Below are 24,256 nucleotides of genomic sequence, written 5' to 3'. Positions count from 1 at the left end.
GCATGACCGACGTCACCAACACCGAAGCCGCCACAGGTTTTGATGCTCTGAAGAGCATGCAATCCCCCGGCTTGGGCGAAGAGCACCCCGTCTACGTCCAGAAACTGGACGCCCAGGGTCGTGCCTATTCGACCGGCAAGCGCAAGAACGCGATCGCTCGTGTCTGGGTGAAGCCCGGCACCGGCAAGTTCACGATCAACGGCAAGGACCAGATGCAGTATTTCGCCCGCGAAATCCTGCGCATGATGATCGCCCAGCCGCTGGTCGTCACCGGACGTGAAACCCAGTTCGACGTGGTCTGCACCGTCGAGGGCTCGGGCCTGTCCGGCCAGGCCGGCGCGATCCGCCACGGCCTGTCGCACGCCCTGACCCACTATGAGCCGGCCCTGCGCCCGGTCCTGAAGCCGCACGGCTTCCTGACCCGCGACAGCCGCGTCGTCGAGCGCAAGAAGTACGGCCGCGCCAAGGCCCGCAAGTCCTTCCAGTTCTCGAAGCGCTAACTCGCAACCGCGAGTGGGATTACAAAGGCGCTCCGGGGAAACCTGGAGCGCCTTTTTCTTGTTTCCTTCTCCCGCAAGGGGTGAAGGGTCTGGAGTGTCCGATGACCCACACCATCTTCATCGACGGCGAGGCCGGGACGACGGGGCTGGAGATCCGCGAGCGGCTGGAGGCGCGTAGCGACCTCGAGCTGATCCTGCTGGGCGACCGGCGGCGCGAGGTCGAGGCGCGGCGCGAGGCGCTGAACGCGGCTGACGCGGTGATCTTGTGCCTGCCGGATGAGGCGGCGAAGGAGGCCGTGGCCATGATCGAGACCCCGGAGGTGCGGGTGATCGACGCCTCCACGGCCTACCGGGTCGATCCGGCCTGGACCTATGGTTTTGCGGAGATGGCCCAAAACCTTGGCCAGATGGGCCAGAGAGAGCGGATCGCGAGCGCGACGCGGGTGTCCAATCCGGGCTGCTATCCGACCGGCTTCATTGGCCTGATCGCGCCACTGGTGCGGGCCGGGCTGGTGCCCGCCGACTGGCCGGTGACGGTCAATGCGGTGTCCGGCTATTCCGGTGGCGGCAAGGCGATGATCGCGGAGTTCGAGGCCGGCACCCCGACGCCGTTCCGCGCCTATGGCCTGTCGCTGAAACACAAACATGTCCCCGAGATGACGCGGCACACGGGCCTCTCGCGCGACGTGCTGTTCGCACCGGCTGTCGGGAACTATCGCCAGGGGATGCTGGTCGAAGTGCCGCTGCACCTGTCGGCCCTGCCCGGATCGCCGTCGGTCGCGGCCGTGCATGACGTGCTGGCCCAAACCTACGATGGCGAGCGTTTCGTCGAAGTGGCGTCGCTGTCGGCGACCGAGGCGATGTCCGGGCTGGATCCCGAGGGCCTGAACGGCACCAACCGGATGCGTCTGCATGTGTTCGGCGACCGGTCGGGCGGTCAGGCGCGGCTGGTGGCCTTGCTGGACAATCTGGGCAAGGGGGCGTCCGGCGCGGCGGTGCAGAACCTGAACCTGATGCTGGCGTTGGACGAAGGGGCGGGGTTGAGCTGATCCGCCGCGCTTGAAACCTCTGCGGTCTTGTCGACGTATATCCAAGCATGACCCAAGCTCTGAGCCGCCGAATCCTGTTCCTGACCGCCGGTGCGGTCGCCCTGACCGGCTGTGCGCCGGGGACGGCGGACGCCTCCACCCGTCAGTACGCCAACTCGCCCTTTCGCCGCGTGACGGATGCGCAATGGCGACAGCGGCTGCCACGCGCGGCCTATGACGTCCTGCGGCACGAGGCGACCGAGCGGCCGGGTTCTAGTCCCCTGAACAACGAGAGCCGGCGCGGGACCTTCATCTGTCGCGGTTGCGACTTGCCGTTGTTCCGGTCCCAGTGGAAGTATGACAGCCGCACGGGCTGGCCCAGCTTCTACGACGTCATCGCCGCCAATATCGGGACCAAGACCGACTATGCGATCGGCATCCCGCGCGTGGAATATCACTGCGCCCGCTGCCTGGGACACCAAGGCCATGTGTTCGACGACGGCCCGCGTCCGACGGGCAAACGCTACTGTAACAATGGCGTGGCGTTGAAGTTCGTGCCCGCCTGACGGCTCAGGCCTGTTTGCGGGCCGTGATCGCCGACTGGACCGTCACCCCGAACAGGATCGAGGCGATCACGACCATCAGGCCGTAGTTGAAGCCGCGGATGAAGAACGGCACGACCGCCAGGACGGTCACGATGCTGGGAAATATCCCCGCCCAGACGGCCGAGGTCGGAGCCAGCGGGCTGATCATGGGCGGCCGCTGGGCGTTCATCTTCATCAGCTTCGAAAGCGGCTGGTTCAGGCCGACGTAGATGACGGTGTAGAGCACGGCCAGCGCCGGGTTCAGCCACACCGGACCAGGCTCGCCATAGACGGTCGCCGTCATCGTCAGGAGCAGAAGCGGGATGCCGGTCGCAAAGGCCAGCAGCAGGTTCGGTTCGATACGCGTCAACTCTTGACCTTCACATAGGAGCCTGGGGCCGGTTCTAGCGGCGAAAGAGGGCCGGATTTGGGGTCGCGGGCCGCGACCCATCCGCCCGACTTGTCATGCAGCCAGTCGGCCCAGTGGTTCCACCAGCTGCCGGGATGCTCCTCGGCCCCCGCCTGCCATTCGGCCAGGGTCGCGGGCAGGGCAGGGTTGATCCAGTGCTGGTATTTGTTGGCGCTGGGCGGATTAATGACCCCCGCGATATGCCCCGATCCGGCCAGAGTCAGCGTCACGTCGGCATTGGAGAAGGCCCGCGCCGACCGATAGACCGAGTTCATCGGCGCGATGTGGTCCTCGCGACTGGCCTGGAAATACAGCGGGATGGTGACCTTGGACAGATCGACCGTGAGGCCGCCGATCTCGAACGTGCCCTGGCTGAGCCGGTTCTGGCCATACATGGAGCGCAGATAGTCCATGTGAAGCCGCTTGGGCATGCGGGTCTGATCCGCATTCCAGAACAGCAGGTCGAAGGCAGCGGGCGACTTCCCCATCAGATAGTTGGACACAAAGAACGACCAGATCAGGTCGTTGGCCCGCAGGGCATTGAAGGTCTCGGCCATGGCCGCGCCGGGCAGGACGCCGCCAGCCGCATCCATCTGTTCCTCGACCTGGGCCAGCCAGTGCTCGTCGGTGAACAGAAGGAGGTCGCCCGCCTCGGCGAAGTCGTGCTGCGCGGCGAAGAAGGTTGTGGCCGTGACCCGCTCGTCCTTTTTCGCCGCCATATGGGCCAGGGCCGCGCCCATCAGGGTGCCACCGATGCAGTAGCCGACGGTGTTCAGGTGCTTGCCACTAGTCTGCTCCAGCACCTTTTCGATGGCGCGATAGATGCCCTTGTCCAGATAGTCGTCAAAGCCGAACTCGGCCTTGTCTCTGTCCGGATTGACCCAGGAGCAGACGAAGACGGTGAACCCTTGCGCCGACAGCCAGCGGATCAGCGAGTTCGCGGGCTGCAGATCCATGATGTAGAATTTGTTGATCCAGGGCGGGAAGATCAGCAGGGGGATGGCCCGCTGCTTGTCCGTCGCGGCATCGTACTGGATCAGTTCGAACAGCTCGTCGCGCCAGACGACCTGGCCCGGCGCGGTGGCGACGTTTTGGCCGACGACGAACTGGCCATAATCGGCCTGGCTGATCTTCAGCTTGCCTGCACCGCGCTCCATGTCGGCGGCGAAATTCTGCATCCCCCGCACCAGCGATTCGCCATTGGTCTCGGCCAGGGCCTTCAGCGCGGCCGGGTTGGAAGCCAGAAAGTTGGACGGCGAGAAGGCGTCGGTCAAAAGCTTGGTGAAGAACTCGGCCCGTCGCTTGGTCAGGGGATCGACATCATCGACGCTGGAGACCAGGCCGTTCATCCAGTCAGCGGTGACCAGATACGACTGGCGCATCATGTCGAACATGGGGTTTTCGGACCAAGCCGGGTCCTTGAACCGCTTGTCCTTCGACGGTTCGGGGGGCGTGTCGTCGCCTGCCGCGCGGCGCGTCGTGGTGGCCCACAGGTCCATGTAGCGGTTGAACAGATCGGCTTGGGCGGCGAACAGGCGATCGGGGCGCGAGGCGAGGCTGGTCATCACGCTGTTCATTGCCGGGCCGACGTTGAACGGGTCGGGCGACAGGGCGGCAGGGCGGTCCGCCTGAGACAGGGCGGCCTCGGCAATCGCGGTCTGGGCCGTCATCGCGGCGCGGGCCAGATTCAGCGAAAGGCTCTCGATCATCTGACGCTGTTCGGAGCCGACGTCGCCGAAGGGGTAAGAGGGGGTTTCTGATGTGGGCTGTGGTTCCGGTGTCGGGGACGGGGGCGCATCGGCCTGAACGGCTTCGACGACAGGGGAGGGGGTGGGCTCGATCTTTGGCTTGGCCGCCTTGGCGCGGGGACGAGGCGGCTTTGCTGACGTCGGGCGACCCGACTTGCGCGGCGCACGCGAAGCCGCGTCAGGCACCGTCTTCGGGACCGACTTGGACGGGGGCTTGGCCATGGTCAGGCTCCTTGAGATCGTCGTCAGACAGGGCAAGCCGCGCGCCCGCCCTTCCGCCTGTCGCAATCATGGCATATGAGCGCACCTGAAATGAACGCATTGATCCAGAAAATCGGCAGCGTCCTGGTCATGGTGGTCTGCGCTTCGGCACTGACGGCCTGTGCGTCGTCGTTCAACCCCCGCACAGACGAGACTTCGCCGATTGCAGCAAGGGTTCAGGCTCTGGTCGATGCGAATCGCGAGTATCCGCGCTGGGCCGACTTTCCGAAGACGGATCAGCCTGCCCCGACCCCCACCGCCATTGCCGCAGAGGTCAATACGCTGAGGGTCACGCAGGGAGCCTTGGCGGGTGAAGTCGCCCGGATCGACTGGACACTGCCCGGCGATTCGGCGGCGTTCGCCGAGGCGCTGCGGGCGAGGGTGGCGGCCACTGCCGTCGCGCCGGCGACCCAGCAGACCCAAGCCGAAATCGATGAATACCTGCGCCGTGCCCGCGAACGCGGCCGTGCGCCACCGCCCATCACGCGCCGCCAATAACTTACTGATCGACGCGCTCGCCCGGATCGGAGAATCCGGCGATCATCCCCCAAGGAGATACGCCCATGGCCGATCTGGCCCCTTACGCCTCAACGCTGGCCGCCGATGCTGCGCGGGTGACTGAACTGGCCGCCATCGCGTCCTGGGCCCAGATCGGGCGTGGTGACGAGAAGCACGCCGATCAACTGGCCGTCGACGCCATGCGCACGGCGCTGAATGCGCTGGATATCGATGGTAAGATCGTGATCGGCGAGGGCGAGCGTGACGAAGCCCCCATGCTTTACATCGGCGAGAAGGTCGGCACCGGCAAAGGCCCGGCCATCGACATCGCTCTGGACCCGCTGGAAGGCACGACCCTGACCGCCAAGGCTATGGCCAATGCCCTGACGGTGCTGTCGATGTCGCCCGGCGGCGGCATGCTGCATGCGCCCGACACCTATATGGACAAGATCGCCATCGGCCCCGGATTTGCGCCCGGAACGGTCGATCTGGACATGAAGCCGGGCGACAATGTCCGCTCGCTGGCCTCGGCCAAGGGCGTGCGCCCGGAAGACATCACCGTCTGCGTCATGGACCGTCCGCGCCACGCCGAGCTGATCGCCGCCCTGCGCGAGGTCGGGGCCAAGGTCATGCTGATCACCGACGGCGATGTGGCCGGCGTGATCCACACCGCCGAGCCGGAGACCGGCATCGACCTGTATTTGGGCTCCGGCGGGGCACCGGAAGGTGTGCTGGCCGCCTCGGCGCTGAAATGCGTGGGCGGGCATTTCCAGGGGCGGCTGATCTTCCGCAATGATGAGGAGCGGGCGCGGGCCAATCGTACGGGCGTCACCGATTTCGACCGCAAATACGATTTGCACGAGTTGGTCTCCAAGGACGCCATCTTCGCGGCGACCGGCGTGACCAAGGGGGCCATGCTGGACGGGGTACAGATGAAGGACGGCTTCGTCTCGACCCATACGCTGGTGATGGATTCCTCGACCCGCACGGTCCAGCGCATCCGCACGATCCGTCCGGTCTGATGGCCGACGGCGCGGGCCAGCCTGCGTTTCTGGGCATCTCCCGCTCGCTGTCGGGCCGGGCCTGGCGGCAGAGGCCGGCCGAGGCGGGGCTAGTCCGCGCGCACATGCAGGCGCTGGGGCTGGACGAGCCGCTCGCGCGAGCGCTGGCGTCGCGAGCGGTGCAGGCCGATCAGGGCGCAAACTTCCTGAACCCCACGCTGAAGGCACTGTTTCCCGATCCGTCCAGCTTCATGGACATGGACGTCGCTGCACGAACCATCGTCGAGGCCTTGCAGGCCGGTCAGTCGATTCATGTGTTCGCCGACTATGATGTCGACGGCGCGTCCAGCGCGGCCTTGCTGGTCCGCTGGTTCAGGGCCTTGGGGACTGACCTGCCCATCTATGTGCCGGACCGCCTGACCGAGGGATATGGGCCCAGCGCCAAGGCGTTCGACACGCTGAAGGCGTCCGGAGCGGATCTGGTCATCACCGTGGACTGCGGCGCGGCGGCCAATGAGGCGGTGGCCCATGCGGCGGCCATCGGGCTGAAGGTCGTGGTCATCGACCACCACATGATGCGCGAGCATCCGCCGGTCTGCGCCGCCGTGGTCAATCCGAACCGGCCGGGGGACACCTCGGGCCAGGGCAATCTGGCGGCGGCGGGCGTGGTGTTCGTTCTTCTGGCTGCGCTGAACCGCGAGGGCCGAGGCAAGGGTCTGTTCGAGGATCGCAAGGAGCCGGACATCCGCCAATGGCTGGATCTGGCGGCCATGGGGGCGATCTGTGATGTAACCGGCCTGACTGGGTTCAACCGGGCCCTGACCAGTCTGGGGCTGCGCGTCATGTCCGACTGGGGCAATCCGGGCTTGCGGGCTTTGCTGGCTGCGGCGGGAGCCGAGCCAGGTCCCGCCAAGTCGAACCACGCAGGCTTCATCCTGGGGCCGCGAATCAATGCTGGCGGTCGGATCGGCAAGTCGGACCTGGGCGCGCGGTTGCTGTCGACCGATGACGAGGCTGAGGCTTCGGCCCTGGCGGCAGAGCTCCATGCGCTGAACATCGAGCGCCGCGAGGTTGAGCGCCTGGTGACCGAGGAGGCCACGCGGCGTGTCGAGGCCACGGGGGCGCACGACGATGGTTCTGCGGTCGTGGTCATCGAGGGGGCGGACTGGCATCCCGGCGTGGTCGGGATCGTGGCCGGCCGTCTGCGCGAACGCTGGCGTAAGCCCGTGGTGGTGATTGGCGTCGATGCGATCAACGGCATCGGCAAGGGCTCGGGGCGTTCGCAAACGGGCATGAATCTGGGGCGGGCTATTCAGGCGGCCTGGAACGAGGGTGTGCTGATCGCGGGCGGTGGCCATGCGATGGCTGCGGGCCTGACGGTGCGCGTCGACGATATCGGGCGTCTGAGAGATTTCCTGAACGACCGCATGGCGGGCGAGCAGGCGCATGCCGAGGCATTGGATGGTGTGGAAATCGATGCCCTTATCGAGCCGGGTGCGGCGACGCGCGTCCTGTTCGAGCAGTTTGAGCAACTGGCTCCCTTCGGTCCGGCCAATCCGGAGCCTTTGTTCGCGCTGTCGCATGTCGCAGCCCGAGATGCTGTGGCCATGACGGGCGGACATGTCAGATGCCGCCTGGTCGGGGCGGACGGAGCCTCGGTCAAGGCCATCGCCTGGCGCTGTTCGGACCTGCCGACAGGTCAGGCGCTGCTGTCGGGGCAGGGCGGGTTGAGCGTCGTAGGTCGCCTCAAGGCGGACGACTGGAACGGCCGAAAGGGTGTGCAGTTCGAGGTCGAGGACGTCGCTGATCCGCGGATGAATTAATCGGCCATCGGCGCTTGCATCCCCGAATGTCGGCGGCTATATCGCCGCTTCCCCGCGCAGCGGTCCCTTCGTCTATCGGTTAGGACGTCAGGTTTTCAACCTGAAGAGAGGGGTTCGACTCCCCTAGGGACTGCCAGCGCGGGGCATTCCATCTCCTGAGACCTGAGAACGGACTTCCCTGATCAGGGTGCCCCGGCCTATGACATCTGCTCATGGGTTGCGCTGTGGTGCCAGGGTGAAACAGCCGTGCGCCGCGCCCGATGGAAGCTCACGCCAGCGCAAATAAATTTGCATCGGCTTCTCCCGACCAGCGTTTTTTCTCTTTTCCTGAGTTCACAGAACCGTGTTAAACGGAACTCGTCCGTAAGGTTAAGCGGGCGGAGGGGTGGCTGTGTCGGACTACGAGGGCGTTGAGACGGGTGCGGTGGCGATTGTTCGTGTCATCGGTCACGTGAAGTGGTTCGATCCGGGTAAGGGATATGGCTTCATCGTGCCTGATGATTCCGGTCTGACCGAAGATCGTGATGTTCTGCTGCACGTCACCAGCCTGCGTGACAAGGGTTTCGAGACGGCAGGAGAAGGGGCACCGATAGTTTGTGACTGTACACGTCGCCCCAAGGGTTGGCAGGTCACCGAGGTGCATGAGCTTGGCGAAGGCGAAGGCCCCACTCAGCCCCTACGTCGATCCGCCTACGACGGCATTCGCCAGCATCCTGCTGCACTGACGGTGGACGACGCCAGCGCCGCCGGTATGGAAGTAGCGGTCGTCAAATGGTTCAATCGCACGAAGGGCTATGGTTTCGTGGTGCGAAACAACGAGCCAGGAGATATCTTCGTGCACGTCGAGACCTTGCGGCGCTGCGGACTGGATGATCTGTTGCCGGGCGAAGCCGTCGCGGTGCGGTTCGCCGACGGGCCAAAGGGCCTGGTGGTTGCGGAAATCAGACCGGGCGGTTGATCATGACCGCCCTATGAGGGTGTGAGTCTATGTCGAATCGTCGTGGGTTTCTGAGCGGTCTGGCGGCAGGCGTCGTCAGTCTGACGTTGTTGTCCGGCTGCGCAGGCGCGGGCACGCCCAAGGATGCACAGGGCAATCCACTCGAGCCTCTGACGGTCGTGACCAGTTCCGGTGAGCACCGCTTCATGGTCGAGATCGCTGACGATGATGCAGAACGCCAGCGCGGCATGATGGGGCGTCCACCCCTGGCGGATGACAGAGGCATGCTGTTTCAGTTTCCGGATGTCGCAGAGCGCGCCTTCTGGATGCACAATACGCCCTCTTCGCTGGACATCATCTACATCGATCCGCGCGGCGTGATCGTTTCGATCGCTCCGAATGCGCCGCCCAACAGCGATGCGCTGATCCCTTCGAACGGTCCTGCCAGCGGCGTTCTGGAACTACGTGCGGGTCGCGCCTCCCAGATTGGGGCCAAGGCTGGAGATAGGGTCCGACACCCATTCTTTGCCGAATAAGCGATTTGCTGCGTTGCGGCGCAGGCTCGAGTGTGTCACATCCCGCCGCCGGAGTGTAGCGCAGCCTGGTAGCGCATCTGGTTTGGGACCAGAGGGTCGGAGGTTCGAATCCTCTCACTCCGACCATTTATTTGGGGCGCTAACGCTCGCGACGCGGTCGCTCGCTTCTTGAGCGCAGAGTCGGCGCGGTGCCTCAGTGCTGCAGAGCCGAGGTTTGCCATGCTGGCCCGCATCTATCGTCCCGCCAAGACCGCCATGCAGTCGGGCAAGGCCAAGACCCTGAGCTGGCGCCTGGAATTCGAGCCGGCCTCGGCGCGGACCATTGATCCCCTCATGGGCTGGACCAGTTCCGACGACATGAACGGTCAGGTTCGTCTGACCTTCGACAGTGCCGAGGAGGCTGTGGCCTATGCCGAGCGCCATGGCATTCCTTTCCGCTTGCATGAGCCGCAAGAGCCGCCGGTGATCATCAAGGCCTACGCCGACAACTTCGCCACTTTCCGCAAGCAGCCCTGGACGCATTGATCAGAGGGTGGCTATCGCTCGGCGTCTCGCTGCTTGAGCCGAGTTTTCTTTTGCGGCTACCGCGCTTTGCGCTACTTGAGCCGCGAGAGCGCCCATAGCTCAACCGGATAGAGCACCCGCCTTCTAAGCGGGATGTTGCAGGTTCGAGTCCTGCTGGGCGCGCCAACTTGGCCATAGGGAACAAAGACGTCTGGGGCGGCTTTCCCGGTCATGCCGCGCTACTTCTTTGACACCACATCAGAACGAACACCCGTCGATGCCGACGGGGAGACCCTGCCCAACGACGCGGCCGCCTGCGCCAGTGCCGTGGCCAGCCTGGCGGAGTTGCTGCCGGGCGAAGCCTCGAAACTGATTGGAGGTGGTGTCTTCGGCCTGACGGTGGCGCGTGAGGACGGGACTGTCTTCTACCGGATAGAAGCGGTCGCCACGGCGGTGTAGAATATTAGGCGCGGTCGGTGTAGCGCATGGGTGTCATGCTACGGTGGCGCTGGGGACCGGATACAAGATATGGCCAGCGTATTGAGCGCGGATAACAGCGGCAATGGTCTGCTGGAATCTATGGACGAGGCGGATCAGATCGCGCTGGAGCCGCATCTGCGCCGCATGAAGGTCGAAAAGGATCAGGTCCTGATCGAGCAGGAATCGCGTATTCGCGAAGTGCATTTTCCGGTCGCCACAGAGTTGTCCAATCTCATGGCATTCAGCGACGGACGCGAGGTCGAGATTTCGACGGTCGGATCGGAAGGCGTTTCCGGCCTGGCCGCCTTCCTGGCCGAGGCTCCGTGTGCGTGGCGGGTGACCGTGCGTGAAGGCGACACCATCATCGCCCTGTCCGCAGCAGCGCTGAGGAAACAGGTGGGCGAGAGCCCCCGCCTGCTGAAGCGTCTGATGTTGCTGACCCACGACAATCAGTCCCAGGGGGCCCAGAATGCCGCCTGCAATGCGATCCACGACAGCACATCTCGACTGGCCCGATGGATATTGACGCTATGCGACAGGACCGGCCGGGACGCACTTGAGCTGACCCAGGAAGAAATGTCGGTCATGCTGGGCGTGCAGCGCACGACTGTGTCGGCCGGTGCTGCGGAGCTGAAACGTCAGGGTGCCATCTCCTACGCACGTGGTGCCCTGCGCGTCGAAAATCGGCGGCGCCTCGAGGGGGCGGCCTGCGAATGCTACATGATTCAGAAGACGCGAACCGAGAGACTGGGTCTGGCGCCCGGTCAGGATATGCTTGAACCCGAGGACTAAATGCCTCGTGGCGGTTGATACCGACGGCGCGAACGCTTCTAAAGGGCCGACGAGGGTCAGTACGACGGTGAAACGGACATGCAGCCAGTGAAGGCAGGCAAGGCAGCGATCACAGGTGTGATCTTGGCCCTGGGTCTTGGCCTGGCCGGTTGTGATCTGTTCGGCGGTGGCGAAACGGCGGACGATACAGCCCCTGCGACCGAGACCAGCACCGTCGCTCCCGAATTCGCCAGCCCGACGCTGGCCGCGATCAAGGCGAGGGGCCGCTTAAATTGCGGCGTCCACGAGGGCCTGGTCGGTTTCGCCTATACGGACAATCGCGGTCAGTGGCAGGGCTTCGACGTCGACTTCTGTCGCGCCTTGGCCGCAGCCGTGCTGGGCGATGCCAACGCCGTGCGATTCGTGCCCGTGTCCAATGCCCAAAGGTTCGAAGCTTTGCGCAGCGGCCGCGCCGATGTCCTCTGGCGCGAAACGTCCTGGACCCTGTCGCGCGAGGCTGAGGAAGGCGTGCGGTTCGCGGGCGTCAACTATTACGACGGTCAGGGCTTCATGGTGCGACGGGCGCTGACCCTGACCAGCGCGCAGGAACTGAATACGGCCCGCGTCTGCGTTCAGCGGGCTTCGACCTCCGAAGGCAATGTGGCTGACTGGTTCCGCGCACGTGGCCTGGAGTACCGCAAGGTCGAGGCGGTGAGTGCCGAGGCGGCGGCGGCGGCCTATGGGCGTGAGGAATGTGATGCCCTGAGCGCCGACATCTCGGCCCTGGCGGCGGCGCGAACGACGCTGGCCAGCCCTGACCAGCACATGATCCTGCCTGACGTCATCTCGAAGGAGCCACTGGGGCCGGCCGTCAAGCGCGGTGACGAGGCCTGGACCTCTGTCGTGCGCTGGACGTTGAATGCCTTGATCACGGCCGAGGAACTGGGCGTCACGTCCGAGACCGTGGATGCCCAGATCGAGGAAGCGACCGATCCGCGTATTCGCCGCCTCCTGGGCGTTGAAGGCGAACTGGGCGCGACGCTGGGTCTGTCCGATGACTGGGCCGCACGCGCCATCAAGGCGCGCGGCAACTATGGCGAAATCTTTGCCAGAAACATCGGCGTGGATTCTCCGCTCGACCTTGAGCGGGGGCTTAACGCACAATGGAACGCTAGGCCGGGCGGCCTGATCTACGCCCTGCCCATTCGATGACAGCGCCCGATCAACGGGCCGGGGGATATATGGAAGCGACCAAAAAAGGCGGACTGCCGCTTCACTGGCTGATGCTGATCGGCTTTGTGGTCGGGCTGGGAGGCGGTCTGGCCGTCAATATGCTGGTGGGTCCGGAAACGGAATGGGTCGTCTGGGTGACGACCAACATCACCGGACCGGCGGGGCAGATCTTCCTGCGCCTGCTGTTCATGCTGGTGATCCCGCTGCTGTTTTCGGCCCTTGTGGTCGGGGTGGCAGAGATGGGCGACCTGAAATCGCTGGGACGTGCGGGTTGGAAAACTCTGGCGCTGACAATCCTGATGTCCGGCATCGCCGTGATCATCGGACTGGTGATGGTCAATGTCTTCCAGCCGGGCGCGGGCGTCGATCGCATCCTGGCCGACCAGCTACTGGCACAAGGTGCCGAAGGGGCCGGCAATATCGTCGACAACGCGCCCGAGAGCATCCAGTTGGGCCAGTTCTTCCTTGAACTGATCCCGTCGAACGTCTTCACGGCCGCTGCCGAAAATCAAATCCTGCCGGTTATGGTATTCGCCCTGATCTTCGGTATCGGCCTGGTCATGGCCAAGAGCCCGGCGACCGACCGCCTCCAGCAGACCATCGAGGGCATCCTTGAGGTCACGATGAAGCTGATCAATCTGGTCATCAAACTGGCTCCGTTCGCCATCGCCTTCCTGATGTTCAACCTGGCGGCGCTGTTCGGGTGGGAGCTGCTGGTTCGGCTGGCGGCCTTCACCGGCGTGGCCGTGGGCGCGATGGCGATCCACATGTTCGTGGTCTATCCGACGATCGTCTGGACCTTGGGCAAGCGGTCGCCGCTGGCCTTCTTCCGGGGTATCCGCGAGCCCATGGTGGTGGCCTTTTCGACGGCCTCGTCCAACGCCACCCTGCCAGTGGCGCTCAAGGCGGCAGACGAGCAGCTGGGCCTGCCGCGCAAGATCGCGCGCTTCGTCCTGACGGTCGGGGCCACCGCAAACCAGAACGGCACGGCCCTCTTCGAAGGGGTGACCGTGCTGTTCCTGGCCCAGTTCTTCGGCATCGAGCTCAGCCTGTTCCAGCAGTTCGTGGTCATGCTGGTCTGCATCCTCGGCGGGATCGGGACGGCAGGAGTTCCTGCCGGGTCGCTGCCGGTCGTGGCAATGATTCTGGTCATGGTTGGCGTGCCCGCCGAGGGCATCGGTCTGGTGCTGGGCGTGGACCGCTTCCTGGACATGTGCCGGACCACGCTGAACGTCACCGGCGATCTGGTGTTGGCGACGGTCGTGTCGCGTGGCGAAGACGATGTGCCGATCCAGCCCGGCGACGACGTGCCCGTGGCACCGCCGGCCTAGGTCAGCCGGTCTGGATCGGAGTGTCCGACCGGGCACCCCATTCGGCCCAGGACCCGTCGTACAGGCGGCTGTCGGAGCCGAGTTCCGCCAGGGCCAGGCTCAAGACAGCGGCGGTGACGCCGGAGCCGCAGGTCGTGACGATAGGACGGCCGAGGTCCACTCCGGCATGCTGGAAGGCCTCAGCCAGAGCCTCGCCCCGCTTCAGGCGACCGGCATCGTCGAGGACCGACTTCATGGGCAGATTCAGCGCGCCGGGCATGTGACCCGGGCGCAGTCCGGCGCGCGGTTCTGGCGTCTGGCCCGCGAAGCGGGCGGCGGGTCGGGCATCGACCACCTGGGTATCGCCGGTGAGGGCGGCCATGACTGTCGGGACATCTGCGACGGCGTCAGAGGCCAAGGTGGCGCGGAAGGTCGCGGGAGCTGGTTTTGGCGGGGTGCCGGTTTCGACGGGGCGACTCTCGGCCTGCCAGGCAGGAAGCCCGCCGTCGAGCACAAAGACGTTGGCCGTGCCCATCACCTGGAATGTCCACCAGACGCGGGCAGCGGAGAACAAACCGACGGTGTCGTAGACCACAATGGTGTCGGTCTCTGCGATGCCTAAGCTACCGGCCGCTTCGGCAAAGGCTGCGGCAGTCGGCAGCATGTGCGGCAGGTCCGAGGTGTGGTCTGAGACGGCGTCTAGATCGAAGAAGACCGAGCCGGGAATGCGCACGGCCTCGAAATCGGCGCGGGCGTCGCGACCGTCCAGGTGCCAGGAGCCATCGACGACCCGCAGCGTAGGATCATTAAAGCGGGCAGCGAGTGCGGTGGCGGAGATCAGGGGAGAGGCCATTGGCCAAGACTAGCACAGACGACACGGGGGCGGGCAGGGGAACGCTGCGCCTGGTGCTGGGCGATCAGTTGTCGGACGGACTGTCCGCGCTGGAGGGGCTGGACGCCAAGCGTGACGTCGTCCTGATGGCCGAGGTGCGCGACGAGGCCACCTATGTGAAGCATCACAAGCAGAAGATCGCCCTGACATTTGCCGCCATGCGCAGCTTTGCGCTGCGGCTGGAGAAGCGCGGCGTGACGGTGCGTTATGTCCGGATCGACGATCCCGACAACAGCCACTCTGTCGTCGGGGAGTTGCATAGGGCGCTGGAGGGGCAATCGTTCGAGGCCGTGGCCATTACCGAATGCGGCGAGTGGCGGCTGGCCGAGGCGCTTGCGACCTTCGCGGGCGTGGGGCGGGTGCCGGTGGATATCCGCGAGGACCGACGCTTCATCGCGTCCCATGACCGGTTCCGGCGCTGGGCCTCGGGCAAATCCTCCTTGCGCATGGAGTTCTTCTATCGCGAGATGCGGCGCGAGACCGGCATCCTGATGGATGGAAAACTGCCGGAGGGCGGGCAGTGGAATTATGACGCCGAGAACCGCAAGAAGCTGACCAAGGGCCTGCGGCCGCCGAATCGGCTGCGGACGGTGCCAGACGCGGTGGCGCAAGGGGCGATCGCGGATGTGGCACGGCTGTTTCCCGACCACTTTGGTGATCTGGACGGCTTCGGCTGGCCTACGACGGCGGAACAGGCCGAGGTCGTCGTCGCCGATTTTCTGGAGAAGGTGCTGCCGTCCTTCGGGGACTGGCAGGATGCGATGGCCGAGGGCGAGCCATGGATGTGGCACGGCCTGATCTCGACCTCGATCAACCTGGGACTGGTCGATCCACTGGACGTGTGTCGGCGGGCGGAGGCGGTTTACCGGGCGGGCAAGGCCCCGCTGAATGCGGTCGAGGGCTTCATCCGCCAGATCATCGGCTGGCGGGAGTTCGTGCGCGGCATCTACTGGCTGAAGGTGCCGGAGTATCGGATGCGCAACTTCCTGGATGCGGACAGGGCCTTGCCGTGGTTCTTCTGGTCCGGAGAGACCGACATGGCCTGCGTGGCCGATGTCGTCGAGACGACGCGGGCCAATGCCTATGCCCACCATATTCAGCGGCTGATGGTGACCGGCAACCTGGCCATGCTGCTGGGGGTGCATCCGGACGCCGTCGATGACTGGTACATGACGGTCTATGCCGATGCTTATGAGTGGGTCGAGATGCCCAATACGCGAGGGATGGCGACGTTCGCGGACGGCGGGATCGTCGGATCGAAACCCTATGCGGCGTCGGGGGCCTATATCGACCGGATGAGCGACTATTGCGGCCCGTGCCGCTATGATGTGAAGGCCAAGACGGGCGAGGGGGCATGCCCATTCAACCGGCTGTACTGGGGCTTTCTGGAACGAAACCGGGGACGGCTGCGGGACAATGTCCGACTGGCCATGCCCTACCGCACGCTGGAAAACTTTGGCGAAGAAAAGCGCAAGGCCCTACTGGACGAGGCCGAGAGCTGCCGGACCACGCTGGGCGCGGTCCCGATCGACTAGGGCTCCGGGTCGTCCTTGTTGGACACGGTCTTCAGGGCCGCCAGCGCGCGCGCGCGGCCTTCAGCGTGGTCCACGATCGGACGCGGGTAGTCGTGGCCGAGCCTCAGGCCAATGTCGCGCAGGACCTCGGGCGGGGCCGTCCAGGGAGAATGCAACCACTTGTCCGGCACGCGTCGCACCTCCGGCACCCATCGTCTGACATAAGTGCCGTCGGCGTCGAACTTCTCGCCCTGGGTGATGGGGTTGAAGATGCGGAAATAGGGGGCGGCGTCCGCGCCTGACCCCGCGACCCACTGCCAGTTCTGGACGTTGGAAGCCAAATCGGCATCCACCAGCGTGTCCCAGAACCAGGCCTCGCCCTCGCGCCAGTCGATCAGCAGGTGCTTGATCAGAAAGGACGCCACGATCATGCGTACGCGGTTGTGCATGATGCCCGTGGCCCAAAGCTCGCGCATGCCGGCATCCACAATTGGATAGCCAGTCTGGCCGGTCTGCCAGGCCTTCAGGGCTTTGGCATCCTTGCGCCAGGGCATGGCGTCGTATTCGGGCCGGAAGGCTTGGGTCGTAATCTGGGGGAAGGCGGCCAGCAGGTGGGCCGAAAACTCGCGCCAGACGACTTCAGAAATGAATTTCTCGGCCTCCTTGCCAGCGGCCTTGCTGTCCCGGGCTGTCTCCACGACCCGCCACGGACTGATTTCGCCGAAATGCAGGTGAGGGGACAGACGACTGGTCCCCGCCTTGCCCGGCAGGTCGCGGTCGCGGCTGTAGGTCTTTGCTGCCGTGCTCAGAAAGGCATCCAGCGCTGCCTTGGCTCCGGCCTCGCCCGGCGTGCCGGTAAAGCCCCCGGACCAGTCGGGACGCGTCGGGTGTAGCCCCCAGTCGTCGATGTCGTCTGAGGCGACGTCAGTCAGGGCCTTGATGTGCCGAGGGATCGCGACATGCGCCGGCGGTGTCGCCTCGGCCAGCAGGGCTTTCATGAACGGCGTGAAGACCTTGTACGGCTGGCCCGAGCCGTTCAGCACCTTTCCCGGCGCGCACAGCAACGTCCCGTTGAAGCCCTTGCACTCGATATCGTCGGCCTGAAGGCTGTGGGCGATGTCGGCGTCGCGGGCGAAGGCATCGGGCTCGAACAACCGGTTCATGTAGACCGACTCGGCCCCCGTCTGATCGATCAAACGACGCAGTTCCGATTCGCTGTCGCCGCGTCGCAGGATCAGTTCAGCACCATGCTTCTTCAGCGAAGCCGCCAGCGCACGCAGAGACTTGTCCAGCCACCACAGCGAGGCCGCGCCCATGGGCCGGACGCGGCTGCCCTGATCGAGGATGTAGACCGACAGGACGGGACGACCGCTCTTCACCGCATGGCCCAGTGCCGGATTGTCCGCCAGACGCAGGTCCTGACGGAACCACAGGATGACGGAGCTGTCGTCGGCCTTGGTGGTCATGCGGTCGCGCTCCATGATAGCTTGCGAACACCAACGTCCGACGCCACCTGATCGCCGCATAGGTGCGTCAGTTGCGCCGCCTCTCCAAGCCGAAAGTCCATGCCCGTGTCAAAGCCCAACGCCATCATCGACATCAAGGACGGCCTGACCCGCCCCGTCTCCATCGGTGGCGGCCAGCGGATCGTCTTCATCGCCGGCCCGTGCCAGCTGGAAAGCCGTCAGCACGCGCTGGAGATGGCCCATGCGCTGAAGGAGATCGGCGAGCGGCTGAACGTCGGGATCATCTACAAGACCAGCTTCGACAAGGCGAACCGGACCAGCGCCAACGCCGCGCGAGGCTTCGGGTTGGATGGCTCACTGCCGATCTTCGCCGAAATCCGCGAAGTGACGGGCCTGCCCGTTCTCACCGACGTTCATACCGAGGAGCATTGCCGCATCGCCGCTCAGGCGGTGGACGTGCTGCAGATCCCGGCCTTCCTCAGCCGCCAGACCGACCTGCTGCTGGCCGCCGCCGCAACCGGCAAGGCGATCAACATCAAGAAGGGTCAGTTCCTCGCCCCCTGGGACATGAAGAATGTGATCGCCAAGGTGGTGGGTGCAGGGAACCCCAACGTCATGGCCTGCGAGCGGGGAGCCAGCTTCGGCTACAACACCCTGGTGTCGGACATGCGCGCCTTGCCGGTCCTGCGCGAGATCGGCTGTCCGGTCGTATTCGACGCGACCCACAGTGTGCAGCAGCCGGGCGGGCAGGGAACCTCCTCGGGCGGTCAGCGCGAGTTCGTGCCCGTCCTGGCACGCGCCGCCGTTGCCGTCGGTGTGGACGCCGTCTTCATGGAGACACACCAGGACCCGGACAATGCCCCGTCGGACGGGCCGAACATGGTGCCGCTGGATCAGTTCGAGGCCCTAGCCGCCGAGCTGATCGCCTATGACGACCTGACCAAGAGCCGGATGGCGAAAGCGGCGTGAATCCGATAGGCCGTAAGCATGGCTGAACGGACGCTCGACCTCGGACAATTGCAGGCGCTACTGGAGCGCGTGCGCGGGCTGAAGATCGCCTGCGTCGGCGACCTGATGCTGGACCGCTACGTCTATGGCGAGGTCAGCCGTATTTCGCCTGAAGCCCCTATCCCTGTGCTGAAGACGCGCCGGACAACGGCTATGCCGGGTGGCGTCGGCAATGTCGCGCGCAACGTGGCAGCGCTGGGCGGTGTGGCGCGTCTGGGAGCCGTGGTCGGTCAGGACGCGGCAGGTCAGGAACTTGTCGACCTGATCGCGGCCGAGGACGGCATCGAGGATGCGGTGGAGCGGCGGGTTGGCGTGGCCACCATCGTCAAGACGCGCTTCGTGGCGGCGGGGCAGCAGTTGCTGCGCCTGGATGAGGAAGACGCAACGGTCGCGGCGAAAGATAGCGCCGCGTTTACAGGCGCTTCCGTCATTCTGTTGTCCGACTACGCCAAGGGCGTGGTCAGCGATTCCGTGATCGCTCAGGCCATCGCAGCGGGGCGATCGGCGGGCGTGCCGGTCGTGGTCGATCCCAAGGGGCGGGATTTTGCACGCTATGGGGCCGTCGACCTGATCAAGCCCAATGCCAGCGAACTGGCGGGGGCCACGGGCCTGCCGGTCGAGACGGATGAGGAAGTCGAGACGGCGCTGGTGGCGCTTCTGGCGACCACCACGGCCAAGGCGGTCGTCGTGACCCGCGCGGGCAAGGGCATGAGCCTGATGCGGCGGGATGGACCTGTGGCGCACTTCCCGGGCCGGGCGCGCGAGGTGTTCGACGTCTCGGGCGCGGGGGATACCGGTCTGGCGGCGCTGGGTCTGGCGCTAGGGGCTGGAGCGTCGCTGGAGACGGCGGTCGAGTTTGCCATCCTGGCCTCGGGCGTGGTCGTGGGCAAGGCGGGGACTGCCGTTGTGACGGCCGCGGAGCTGATCGACGCCGAGATGAGCCAGCACGCAGCCAGCGCCCACGCCAAGGTGATGCCGCTGGACGACCTGGCGCATGTCGTCGAGGGCTGGAAGCGGCAGGGGCTCAAGGTCGGCTTCACCAACGGCTGTTTCGACATCCTTCATCGGGGCCACGTCGCCTATCTGGCCCAGGCGCGGAGCTGGTGCGACCGGCTGGTGGTGGCCTTGAATACCGATGCCTCGGTGCGACGGCTCAAGGGCGAGGGGCGGCCGATCAACGATCTGGACAGCCGGGCCGTCGTCATCGGCGGTCTGCAGTCGGTGGATCGGGTAACGGCTTTCGACGATCCGACGCCCCTGGCCCTGATCGAACGACTGCGGCCCGATGTACTGATCAAGGGCGCGGACTACACGCGCGAGGGCGTCGTCGGCGGCGATCTGGTCGAGAGCTGGGGCGGCGTCGTGCGGCTGGCGACCTTCGAGGACGGCTATTCCACCACGCGCACGATCGAGAAGATGAGGACGGACGGATGATGCGGCGCATGATCGTGGTGACCGGCGGCGCGGGCTTCATCGGCTCCAACATCGTGGCCCGGCTGTGTGAAGAAGACCGCCATGACGTCGTGGTCTGCGACCGGCTGGAAGATGCCGACCTTGGCAAGTGGAAGAACATCGCCAAACACCCGATCGCCGACTTCTGGCAGCCGGAGGAAATGTTCGAACAGCTGGAGCGGCATGCCGAGGCGGTCGAAGCCGTCGTGCATATGGGGGCCATCTCCTCGACGACCGAGGCGGATGCCGACCTGATCCTGCGCACCAACTTCAGCCTGTCGCGCAACCTGTGGGACTGGTGCGCCCTGCGCAATGCCCGGATGATCTATGCGTCTTCAGCGGCCACCTATGGCGACGGCGAGGCTGGCTTTACAGATGACGACAGTCTTGAGGCACTGACTGCGCTGAAGCCGCTAAATGCCTATGGGTATTCGAAAATGCTGTTCGATCAGTATGCAGCCCGGCAGTCTGATCGAGGGCAGCCGCCCAGCCAGTGGGCCGGGTTGAAGTTCTTCAACGTCTACGGCCCCAATGAGTATCACAAGGGGGGGATGAAATCGGTCGTCGCGCAGATATGGCCGAAGGTGCAGGCCGATGAGTCCGTCACCCTGTTCCGCTCGCACAACCCCGCCTATGCCGATGGCGGCCAGATGCGCGACTTCGTCTTCGTGGACGACGTGGTCGACATCATCGCATGGCTGCTGGACACACCGTCCGTGTCGGGCGTGTTCAACGCCGGTTCTGGTCAGGCGCGATCATTCCAGGACCTGGCGCTGGCGACCTTTGCCGCCGCCGGAAAAACCGCGCAGATCACCTATGTCGATACGCCCGTGAGCATCCGCGACAAATATCAGTACTTCACCGAGGCGCGGATGGAGCGTATCCGAGCGGCCGGCTATCCGGGCCAGTCCACGCCACTGGAAGAGGGCGTAAGGCGCTACGTTCAGGGCTTCCTGTCGCAAGCGGACGCCTATCGGTGACGAAGTCCCGTCTGACCTTGCGGCAATGGGTGGGTTGGACCGGCTTTGGCGTCGTGGCCGTTCTGACCCTGGCGATCGCTGTCTGGCGAGGTGATATTCTGCAGGCCTTTCTGGATCCGCAGGTGCCGTTCCAGACCTATACGCCGCCGCCCGCACCCGATTACGCAAGCCCGGATGCCTGGGCGATGAGCGAGATGCGCAGTCCCGCCTCTGGTCCCGCAGCCGTCTTTTTCCTGCACTCCACGACCTTTGACGGCGGCCGGGACTGGAATGGGCCGATCGGGGACGGTGAGGCCGATCGCTATCTGAAGCGTGTGGTCCTGCCCAACTACGCCGGTCCTTTCGCCCTGGCGGGGGCTGTGAGCGTACCGCGATATCGCCAGGCCAGCCTCTACACCCGACTGACGGCGCGCGAGGACGCGCGGGAGGCGAGGTCGTTTGCCTATCGGGATGTGGCGGCTGCATTCGATGTCTGGATCGCGCGGCATCCGACAGGGCCAGTAGTCCTCGCAGGCGTAGAGCAGGGCGGGGAACTGCTCGAGCGGCTGGTTCGCGAAAAGGTCGCTGGTGATCCTGCGCTGCGTCAGCGCATCGTCGCCGCCTATCTGATTGATGTGGTCGCGCCGTCCGTGGGTGTGACACCCCAACTTCCGGCCTGTCAGAAACGAATGCAAACAGCTTGCCTGGTGGGCTGGTCGCCTGTCAGCGAGGGCAATGATGGCGCAGCGTCAAGACGGCTTCGTCGGGCACTGGTCTGGGACAAGGCCGGGTATCTTGTCTATCTGGACGGGCGGGAGGCCCTTTGCGTGAATCCGATAACCGGCGCGGCCAACGACGAACAGGCCGCAGAAAGACTGCATGCGGGTGCCACCAATGCGACCGGGCTGGAATGGGGGGTCCGTCCGGCCTTGCTGAGCAGGGAGATCGCTGCGAAGTGCCAGGATGGTGTGCTGAGACATACCGAGCCCCGGTCGGAATCCTTCAAACCGACGGGAAGCTGGACGGACAGAAGAAAGTCCCGGCCTTACAATCTCTTCTACGGAGATATTGAGAGCGATGTTCAGCGCAGGCTGTCGTCTTGGAGTGCCGATACAGAGACCTGATCGTTTTTAGTTTCAAAGAACGGAATGAAACGAACGGCGGTAGGTCAATCAGCTCCTGAGCGGTCGTTCTTCCAGTCGAAGAGGGCTTCCAGCACGCGGATGGTCGAACCTCGCTCGGAAACAAGATCAGGATCCCGGCCCAAAATCAGGCGTGCATCGTCAGATGCGGCCAGCAGCAGGCTCCGGTGGCGGATCGGGTCGGCGAAGCGGTAGGCCGGAAAGCCACTCTGTTTCAGACCCAGAGGATCGCCGCCGCCCCGAAGGCGAAAATCTTCTTCCGCGATCACGAAGCCGTCTTCGGTCCGGCGAAGCGTTTCCAGCCGGACCCGCGCAGTCTCACCCAAGGAAGGCTCCTGCCCGGTGTCACTACCTCCATAAAGCAGGATGCAAGCACTGGCCTTGGCTCCACGCCCGACGCGCCCACGAAGCTGGTGCAACTGCGCCAGACCAAAACGATCGGCGTGCTCTATGACCATGATGGTGGCGTTGGGAACATCCACACCGACCTCCACGACCGTCGTGGCGACCAGCAGCGGCAGCCGACCATCAGCGAAATCGGCCATGACGGCCTCGCGCTCGGCCCCCGGCATCTGGCCGTGAGCGAGGCCCACCTCGACCTTCAGGATGCGCCGCAGGTCGGCGGCTCGCGCCTCTGCCGCTGCCAGGTCGATGCTCTCGCTCTCAGCCACGAGGGGGCAGATCCAATAGGCCTGGGCTCCGCTGTCCAGCGCCGCCTTCAGCCGCTTGGCGACCTCGCCAATACGGGCCTGGGGCAGGACGGCCGTCGTGACAGGGGTGCGGCCCGGCGGCTTTTCGGTCAGACGCGACACCTCCAACTCACCGTACTGGGTGAGCTCCAGTGTGCGCGGGATGGGTGTGGCCGACATGGTCAGCAGATGGACACCGCCGGTGCGAGGGTCGCCCTTGGCCTGCAGTCTCTGGCGTTCGTTGACCCCGAAGCGGTGCTGCTCGTCGATGACGGCGAGGGCCAGTCGGTCGAAGCGGACGGCGTCCTGGAACAGGGCATGGGTTCCGATGGCCACCTGGGCATCGCCGGCTGCGAGAGCCGCCAGCCGCTCGCGCCGCTCGGCCGGTGTATCGCGGCCGGTCAGAAGGATGGTCGAAATCCCTGCAGTCTCCAGCAAGGGGGCCAGCTTCTGATAATGTTGCCGGGCCAGGATTTCAGTCGGGGCCATCAAGGCAGATTGAAAGCCCGACGCCGCCGTATCGACCAGGGCCAGGGCGGCGACCGCGGTCTTGCCGGAACCGACGTCGCCCTGCAGCAGGCGCCCCATCTGCTCGCCCGCCGCGAGGTCGCGGCGTATCTCCTGAACTGCCTGGGCCTGGGCACCCGTCAGGCTGAAAGGCAGGGCGTCCAGCAGTCGGGCAGAGGCATCTCCTGGCATGATGCGGGGCGCTGGCGTGATCTTGCGAGTTCGGCGGCGGCGGGCGAGGGCCAACTGGTGTGCCAGCAGTTCGTCGTAGGCCAGACGCTGGCGAATTGGTGCCTCTGGTAGAAGGTCTGGCTCGGAGGAGGGAGCATGGAGCGCTTTCAAGGCGTCGCGCCAGCTCGGCCAGCGCATCTTCGCCAGCCACGCAGGATCCTGCCACTCCGCCAGATCCGGCGCTTGGGCCAGCGCCGCCTGGGCCAGCTTGCGCACCACGCGTGAGGTCAGACCCTGCGTGGCCGGATAGACCGGCTCGACGGCGGGAATATCGACGGCCTGTTCGGGGGTGAAGATGTCCGGATGGACGATCTGGACCTCGTTGTTGAAGCGCTCGACCTTGCCCGACACCCACCGCTTCTGGCCCTTGGGCAGCAGGCGATCGATGTGCTGGGCCGAGCCGCCGAACCAGATCAGGTGGACGAAGCCGGTCTCATCGATCGCCCGGACCTTGATCGGCGCGCCCGGCTTGCCGGGCACGATCAGGCGGTCGATGACGATCTCGAACAGACCGACATGCCCCTCGACCGCGTCGACGGCCGTCATGGGGCGTCGGATGATCAGGCCGGACGGCGACAGGAAGGCCACGTCGCGCACCAGCGGCCCAGCCAGTTTCTGGACCAGAGGCAGGATTTTCGGGCCCACGCCCTTCAGGTTGGACACCTCTGCAAACAGGGGAAAGAGAATCTGCGGCCTCATGAACTGCAGCATAGCTGGCGAAAGGCCGGTTGGAACGCTATCTGGTGCCGACCTGACGCACTGACCGGGCAAGG

At 65.2% G+C, this 24,256-nt stretch carries 23 protein-coding genes and 3 tRNA genes; 21 read left to right on the top strand and 5 right to left on the bottom strand.

Going from position 1 to position 24,256, the window contains the following annotated elements; genetic code table 11:
• Positions 1-2 precede the first annotated feature (2 nt).
• The 3 genes from rpsI (at position 3) to msrB (ending at position 2,094) form a co-directional block, all read left to right on the top strand.
• Entirely contained in the window at positions 3-500 is a 498-nt protein-coding gene (gene rpsI / locus WC585_RS11195; RefSeq protein WP_373258062.1) for a 30S ribosomal protein S9, read from the top strand.
• 101 nt (positions 501-601) lie between these two features.
• Complete coding sequence (gene argC, locus WC585_RS11190) at positions 602-1,549, top strand: N-acetyl-gamma-glutamyl-phosphate reductase (protein ID WP_373258061.1); 948 nt, start codon at positions 602-604, stop codon at positions 1,547-1,549.
• A 47-nt stretch (positions 1,550-1,596) separates the two neighbouring features.
• The gene (gene msrB, locus WC585_RS11185; RefSeq protein WP_373258060.1) at positions 1,597-2,094 is read left to right on the top strand and encodes a peptide-methionine (R)-S-oxide reductase MsrB; all 498 of its coding nucleotides are present in this window, start codon (positions 1,597-1,599) and stop codon (positions 2,092-2,094) included.
• Between the two features lie 4 nt (positions 2,095-2,098).
• Here the strand turns inward: msrB and WC585_RS11180 are convergent, their stop codons facing one another.
• Both WC585_RS11180 and phaC read right to left on the bottom strand, forming a co-directional pair.
• The gene (locus WC585_RS11180; RefSeq protein WP_373258059.1) at positions 2,099-2,482 is read right to left on the bottom strand and encodes a hypothetical protein; all 384 of its coding nucleotides are present in this window, start codon (positions 2,480-2,482) and stop codon (positions 2,099-2,101) included.
• Complete coding sequence (phaC, locus tag WC585_RS11175; protein WP_373258058.1) at positions 2,479-4,491, bottom strand: class I poly(R)-hydroxyalkanoic acid synthase; 2,013 nt, start codon at positions 4,489-4,491, stop codon at positions 2,479-2,481. The genes WC585_RS11180 and phaC overlap by 4 nt, the downstream gene beginning before the upstream one ends.
• A 90-nt stretch (positions 4,492-4,581) precedes the next feature.
• Between phaC and WC585_RS11170 the strand changes: the two genes are divergently transcribed.
• The 13 genes from WC585_RS11170 to WC585_RS11110 all read left to right on the top strand — a co-directional run bounded on the left by WC585_RS11170 (position 4,582) and on the right by WC585_RS11110 (position 13,644).
• The gene (locus tag WC585_RS11170) at positions 4,582-5,028 is read left to right on the top strand and encodes a hypothetical protein (protein WP_373258057.1); all 447 of its coding nucleotides are present in this window, start codon (positions 4,582-4,584) and stop codon (positions 5,026-5,028) included.
• Positions 5,029-5,093: 65 nt separating this feature from the next.
• Positions 5,094-6,050: a class II fructose-bisphosphatase gene (glpX, locus tag WC585_RS11165; protein ID WP_373258056.1), complete on the top strand. Its 957-nt coding sequence runs from the start codon at positions 5,094-5,096 to the stop codon at positions 6,048-6,050.
• The gene (gene recJ / locus WC585_RS11160; RefSeq protein WP_373258055.1) at positions 6,050-7,852 is read left to right on the top strand and encodes a single-stranded-DNA-specific exonuclease RecJ; all 1,803 of its coding nucleotides are present in this window, start codon (positions 6,050-6,052) and stop codon (positions 7,850-7,852) included. The genes glpX and recJ overlap by 1 nt, the downstream gene beginning before the upstream one ends.
• 61 nt (positions 7,853-7,913) lie before the next feature.
• Positions 7,914-7,988, top strand: a tRNA-Glu gene (locus WC585_RS11155).
• Positions 7,989-8,243: 255 nt separating this feature from the next.
• On the top strand, positions 8,244-8,810 hold the full coding sequence (locus WC585_RS11150) for a cold-shock protein (protein ID WP_373258054.1): 567 nt from the start codon (positions 8,244-8,246) through the stop codon (positions 8,808-8,810).
• 29 nt (positions 8,811-8,839) lie between these two features.
• Positions 8,840-9,325, top strand: a complete 486-nt coding sequence (locus WC585_RS11145) for a DUF192 domain-containing protein (RefSeq protein ID WP_373258053.1) — start codon at positions 8,840-8,842, stop codon at positions 9,323-9,325.
• A gap of 49 nt (positions 9,326-9,374) precedes the next feature.
• Positions 9,375-9,451 (top strand) — tRNA-Pro (locus WC585_RS11140).
• A 93-nt stretch (positions 9,452-9,544) separates the two neighbouring features.
• Entirely contained in the window at positions 9,545-9,850 is a 306-nt protein-coding gene (locus WC585_RS11135) for an ETC complex I subunit (RefSeq protein ID WP_373258052.1), read from the top strand.
• 88 nt (positions 9,851-9,938) lie between these two features.
• Positions 9,939-10,015, top strand: a tRNA-Arg gene (locus WC585_RS11130).
• 45 nt (positions 10,016-10,060) lie between these two features.
• Positions 10,061-10,288, top strand: a complete 228-nt coding sequence (locus tag WC585_RS11125) for a hypothetical protein (RefSeq protein ID WP_373258051.1) — start codon at positions 10,061-10,063, stop codon at positions 10,286-10,288.
• A 69-nt stretch (positions 10,289-10,357) separates the two neighbouring features.
• Positions 10,358-11,101, top strand: coding sequence for a Crp/Fnr family transcriptional regulator (locus tag WC585_RS11120; RefSeq protein ID WP_373258050.1), 744 nt, complete (start codon positions 10,358-10,360; stop codon positions 11,099-11,101).
• 78 nt (positions 11,102-11,179) lie between these two features.
• Complete coding sequence (locus WC585_RS11115; RefSeq protein WP_373258049.1) at positions 11,180-12,292, top strand: amino acid ABC transporter substrate-binding protein; 1,113 nt, start codon at positions 11,180-11,182, stop codon at positions 12,290-12,292.
• Positions 12,293-12,321: 29 nt separating this feature from the next.
• A complete protein-coding gene (locus WC585_RS11110) occupies positions 12,322-13,644 on the top strand; it encodes a dicarboxylate/amino acid:cation symporter (protein ID WP_373258048.1) in 1,323 nt (440 codons plus the stop codon).
• 1 nt (position 13,645) lies between these two features.
• On the opposite strand, the gene sseA is transcribed toward WC585_RS11110, so the two are convergent.
• The gene (sseA, locus tag WC585_RS11105) at positions 13,646-14,476 is read right to left on the bottom strand and encodes a 3-mercaptopyruvate sulfurtransferase (RefSeq protein ID WP_373258047.1); all 831 of its coding nucleotides are present in this window, start codon (positions 14,474-14,476) and stop codon (positions 13,646-13,648) included.
• Here sseA and WC585_RS11100 point away from each other — a divergent pair.
• Entirely contained in the window at positions 14,476-16,050 is a 1,575-nt protein-coding gene (locus WC585_RS11100) for a cryptochrome/photolyase family protein (protein ID WP_373258046.1), read from the top strand. The two genes, sseA and WC585_RS11100, sit on opposite strands and share 1 nt — an antisense overlap.
• Here the strand turns inward: WC585_RS11100 and WC585_RS11095 are convergent.
• The gene (locus WC585_RS11095; protein ID WP_373258045.1) at positions 16,047-17,495 is read right to left on the bottom strand and encodes a deoxyribodipyrimidine photo-lyase; all 1,449 of its coding nucleotides are present in this window, start codon (positions 17,493-17,495) and stop codon (positions 16,047-16,049) included. The two genes, WC585_RS11100 and WC585_RS11095, sit on opposite strands and share 4 nt — an antisense overlap.
• Positions 17,496-17,594: 99 nt before the next feature.
• Here WC585_RS11095 and kdsA point away from each other — a divergent pair, with 99 nt between their 5' ends.
• Genes kdsA through WC585_RS11075 form a run of 4 tightly spaced genes read left to right on the top strand, consistent with a single transcriptional unit; the run spans position 17,595 to position 22,038 of the window.
• Positions 17,595-18,464 (top strand): 3-deoxy-8-phosphooctulonate synthase, encoded by an 870-nt coding sequence (gene kdsA / locus WC585_RS11090; protein WP_373258044.1) that lies wholly within the window; start codon positions 17,595-17,597, stop codon positions 18,462-18,464.
• Between the two features lie 18 nt (positions 18,465-18,482).
• Complete coding sequence (gene rfaE2, locus WC585_RS11085; protein WP_373258043.1) at positions 18,483-19,937, top strand: D-glycero-beta-D-manno-heptose 1-phosphate adenylyltransferase; 1,455 nt, start codon at positions 18,483-18,485, stop codon at positions 19,935-19,937.
• Positions 19,934-20,935 (top strand): ADP-glyceromanno-heptose 6-epimerase, encoded by a 1,002-nt coding sequence (rfaD, locus tag WC585_RS11080; RefSeq protein WP_373258042.1) that lies wholly within the window; start codon positions 19,934-19,936, stop codon positions 20,933-20,935. The genes rfaE2 and rfaD overlap by 4 nt, the downstream gene beginning before the upstream one ends.
• Positions 20,932-22,038, top strand: a complete 1,107-nt coding sequence (locus tag WC585_RS11075) for a DUF3089 domain-containing protein (protein ID WP_373258041.1) — start codon at positions 20,932-20,934, stop codon at positions 22,036-22,038. Before rfaD ends, WC585_RS11075 begins: the two co-directional genes overlap by 4 nt.
• Positions 22,039-22,082: 44 nt before the next feature.
• Here WC585_RS11075 and recG read toward each other — a convergent pair whose 3' ends face one another.
• Positions 22,083-24,182 carry an ATP-dependent DNA helicase RecG gene (recG, locus tag WC585_RS11070; protein WP_373258040.1) on the bottom strand — a complete coding sequence of 700 codons (2,100 nt, stop codon included), beginning with the start codon at positions 24,180-24,182 and terminating at the stop codon, positions 22,083-22,085.
• Positions 24,183-24,256: the final 74 nt, after the last annotated feature.

This window comes from Brevundimonas sp. (assembly GCF_041648055.1).
Classification (GTDB): domain Bacteria; phylum Pseudomonadota; class Alphaproteobacteria; order Caulobacterales; family Caulobacteraceae; genus Brevundimonas.
Note: the sequence above shows the minus strand (reverse complement) of the source record. Positions and strands in the feature narration are given on the sequence as shown.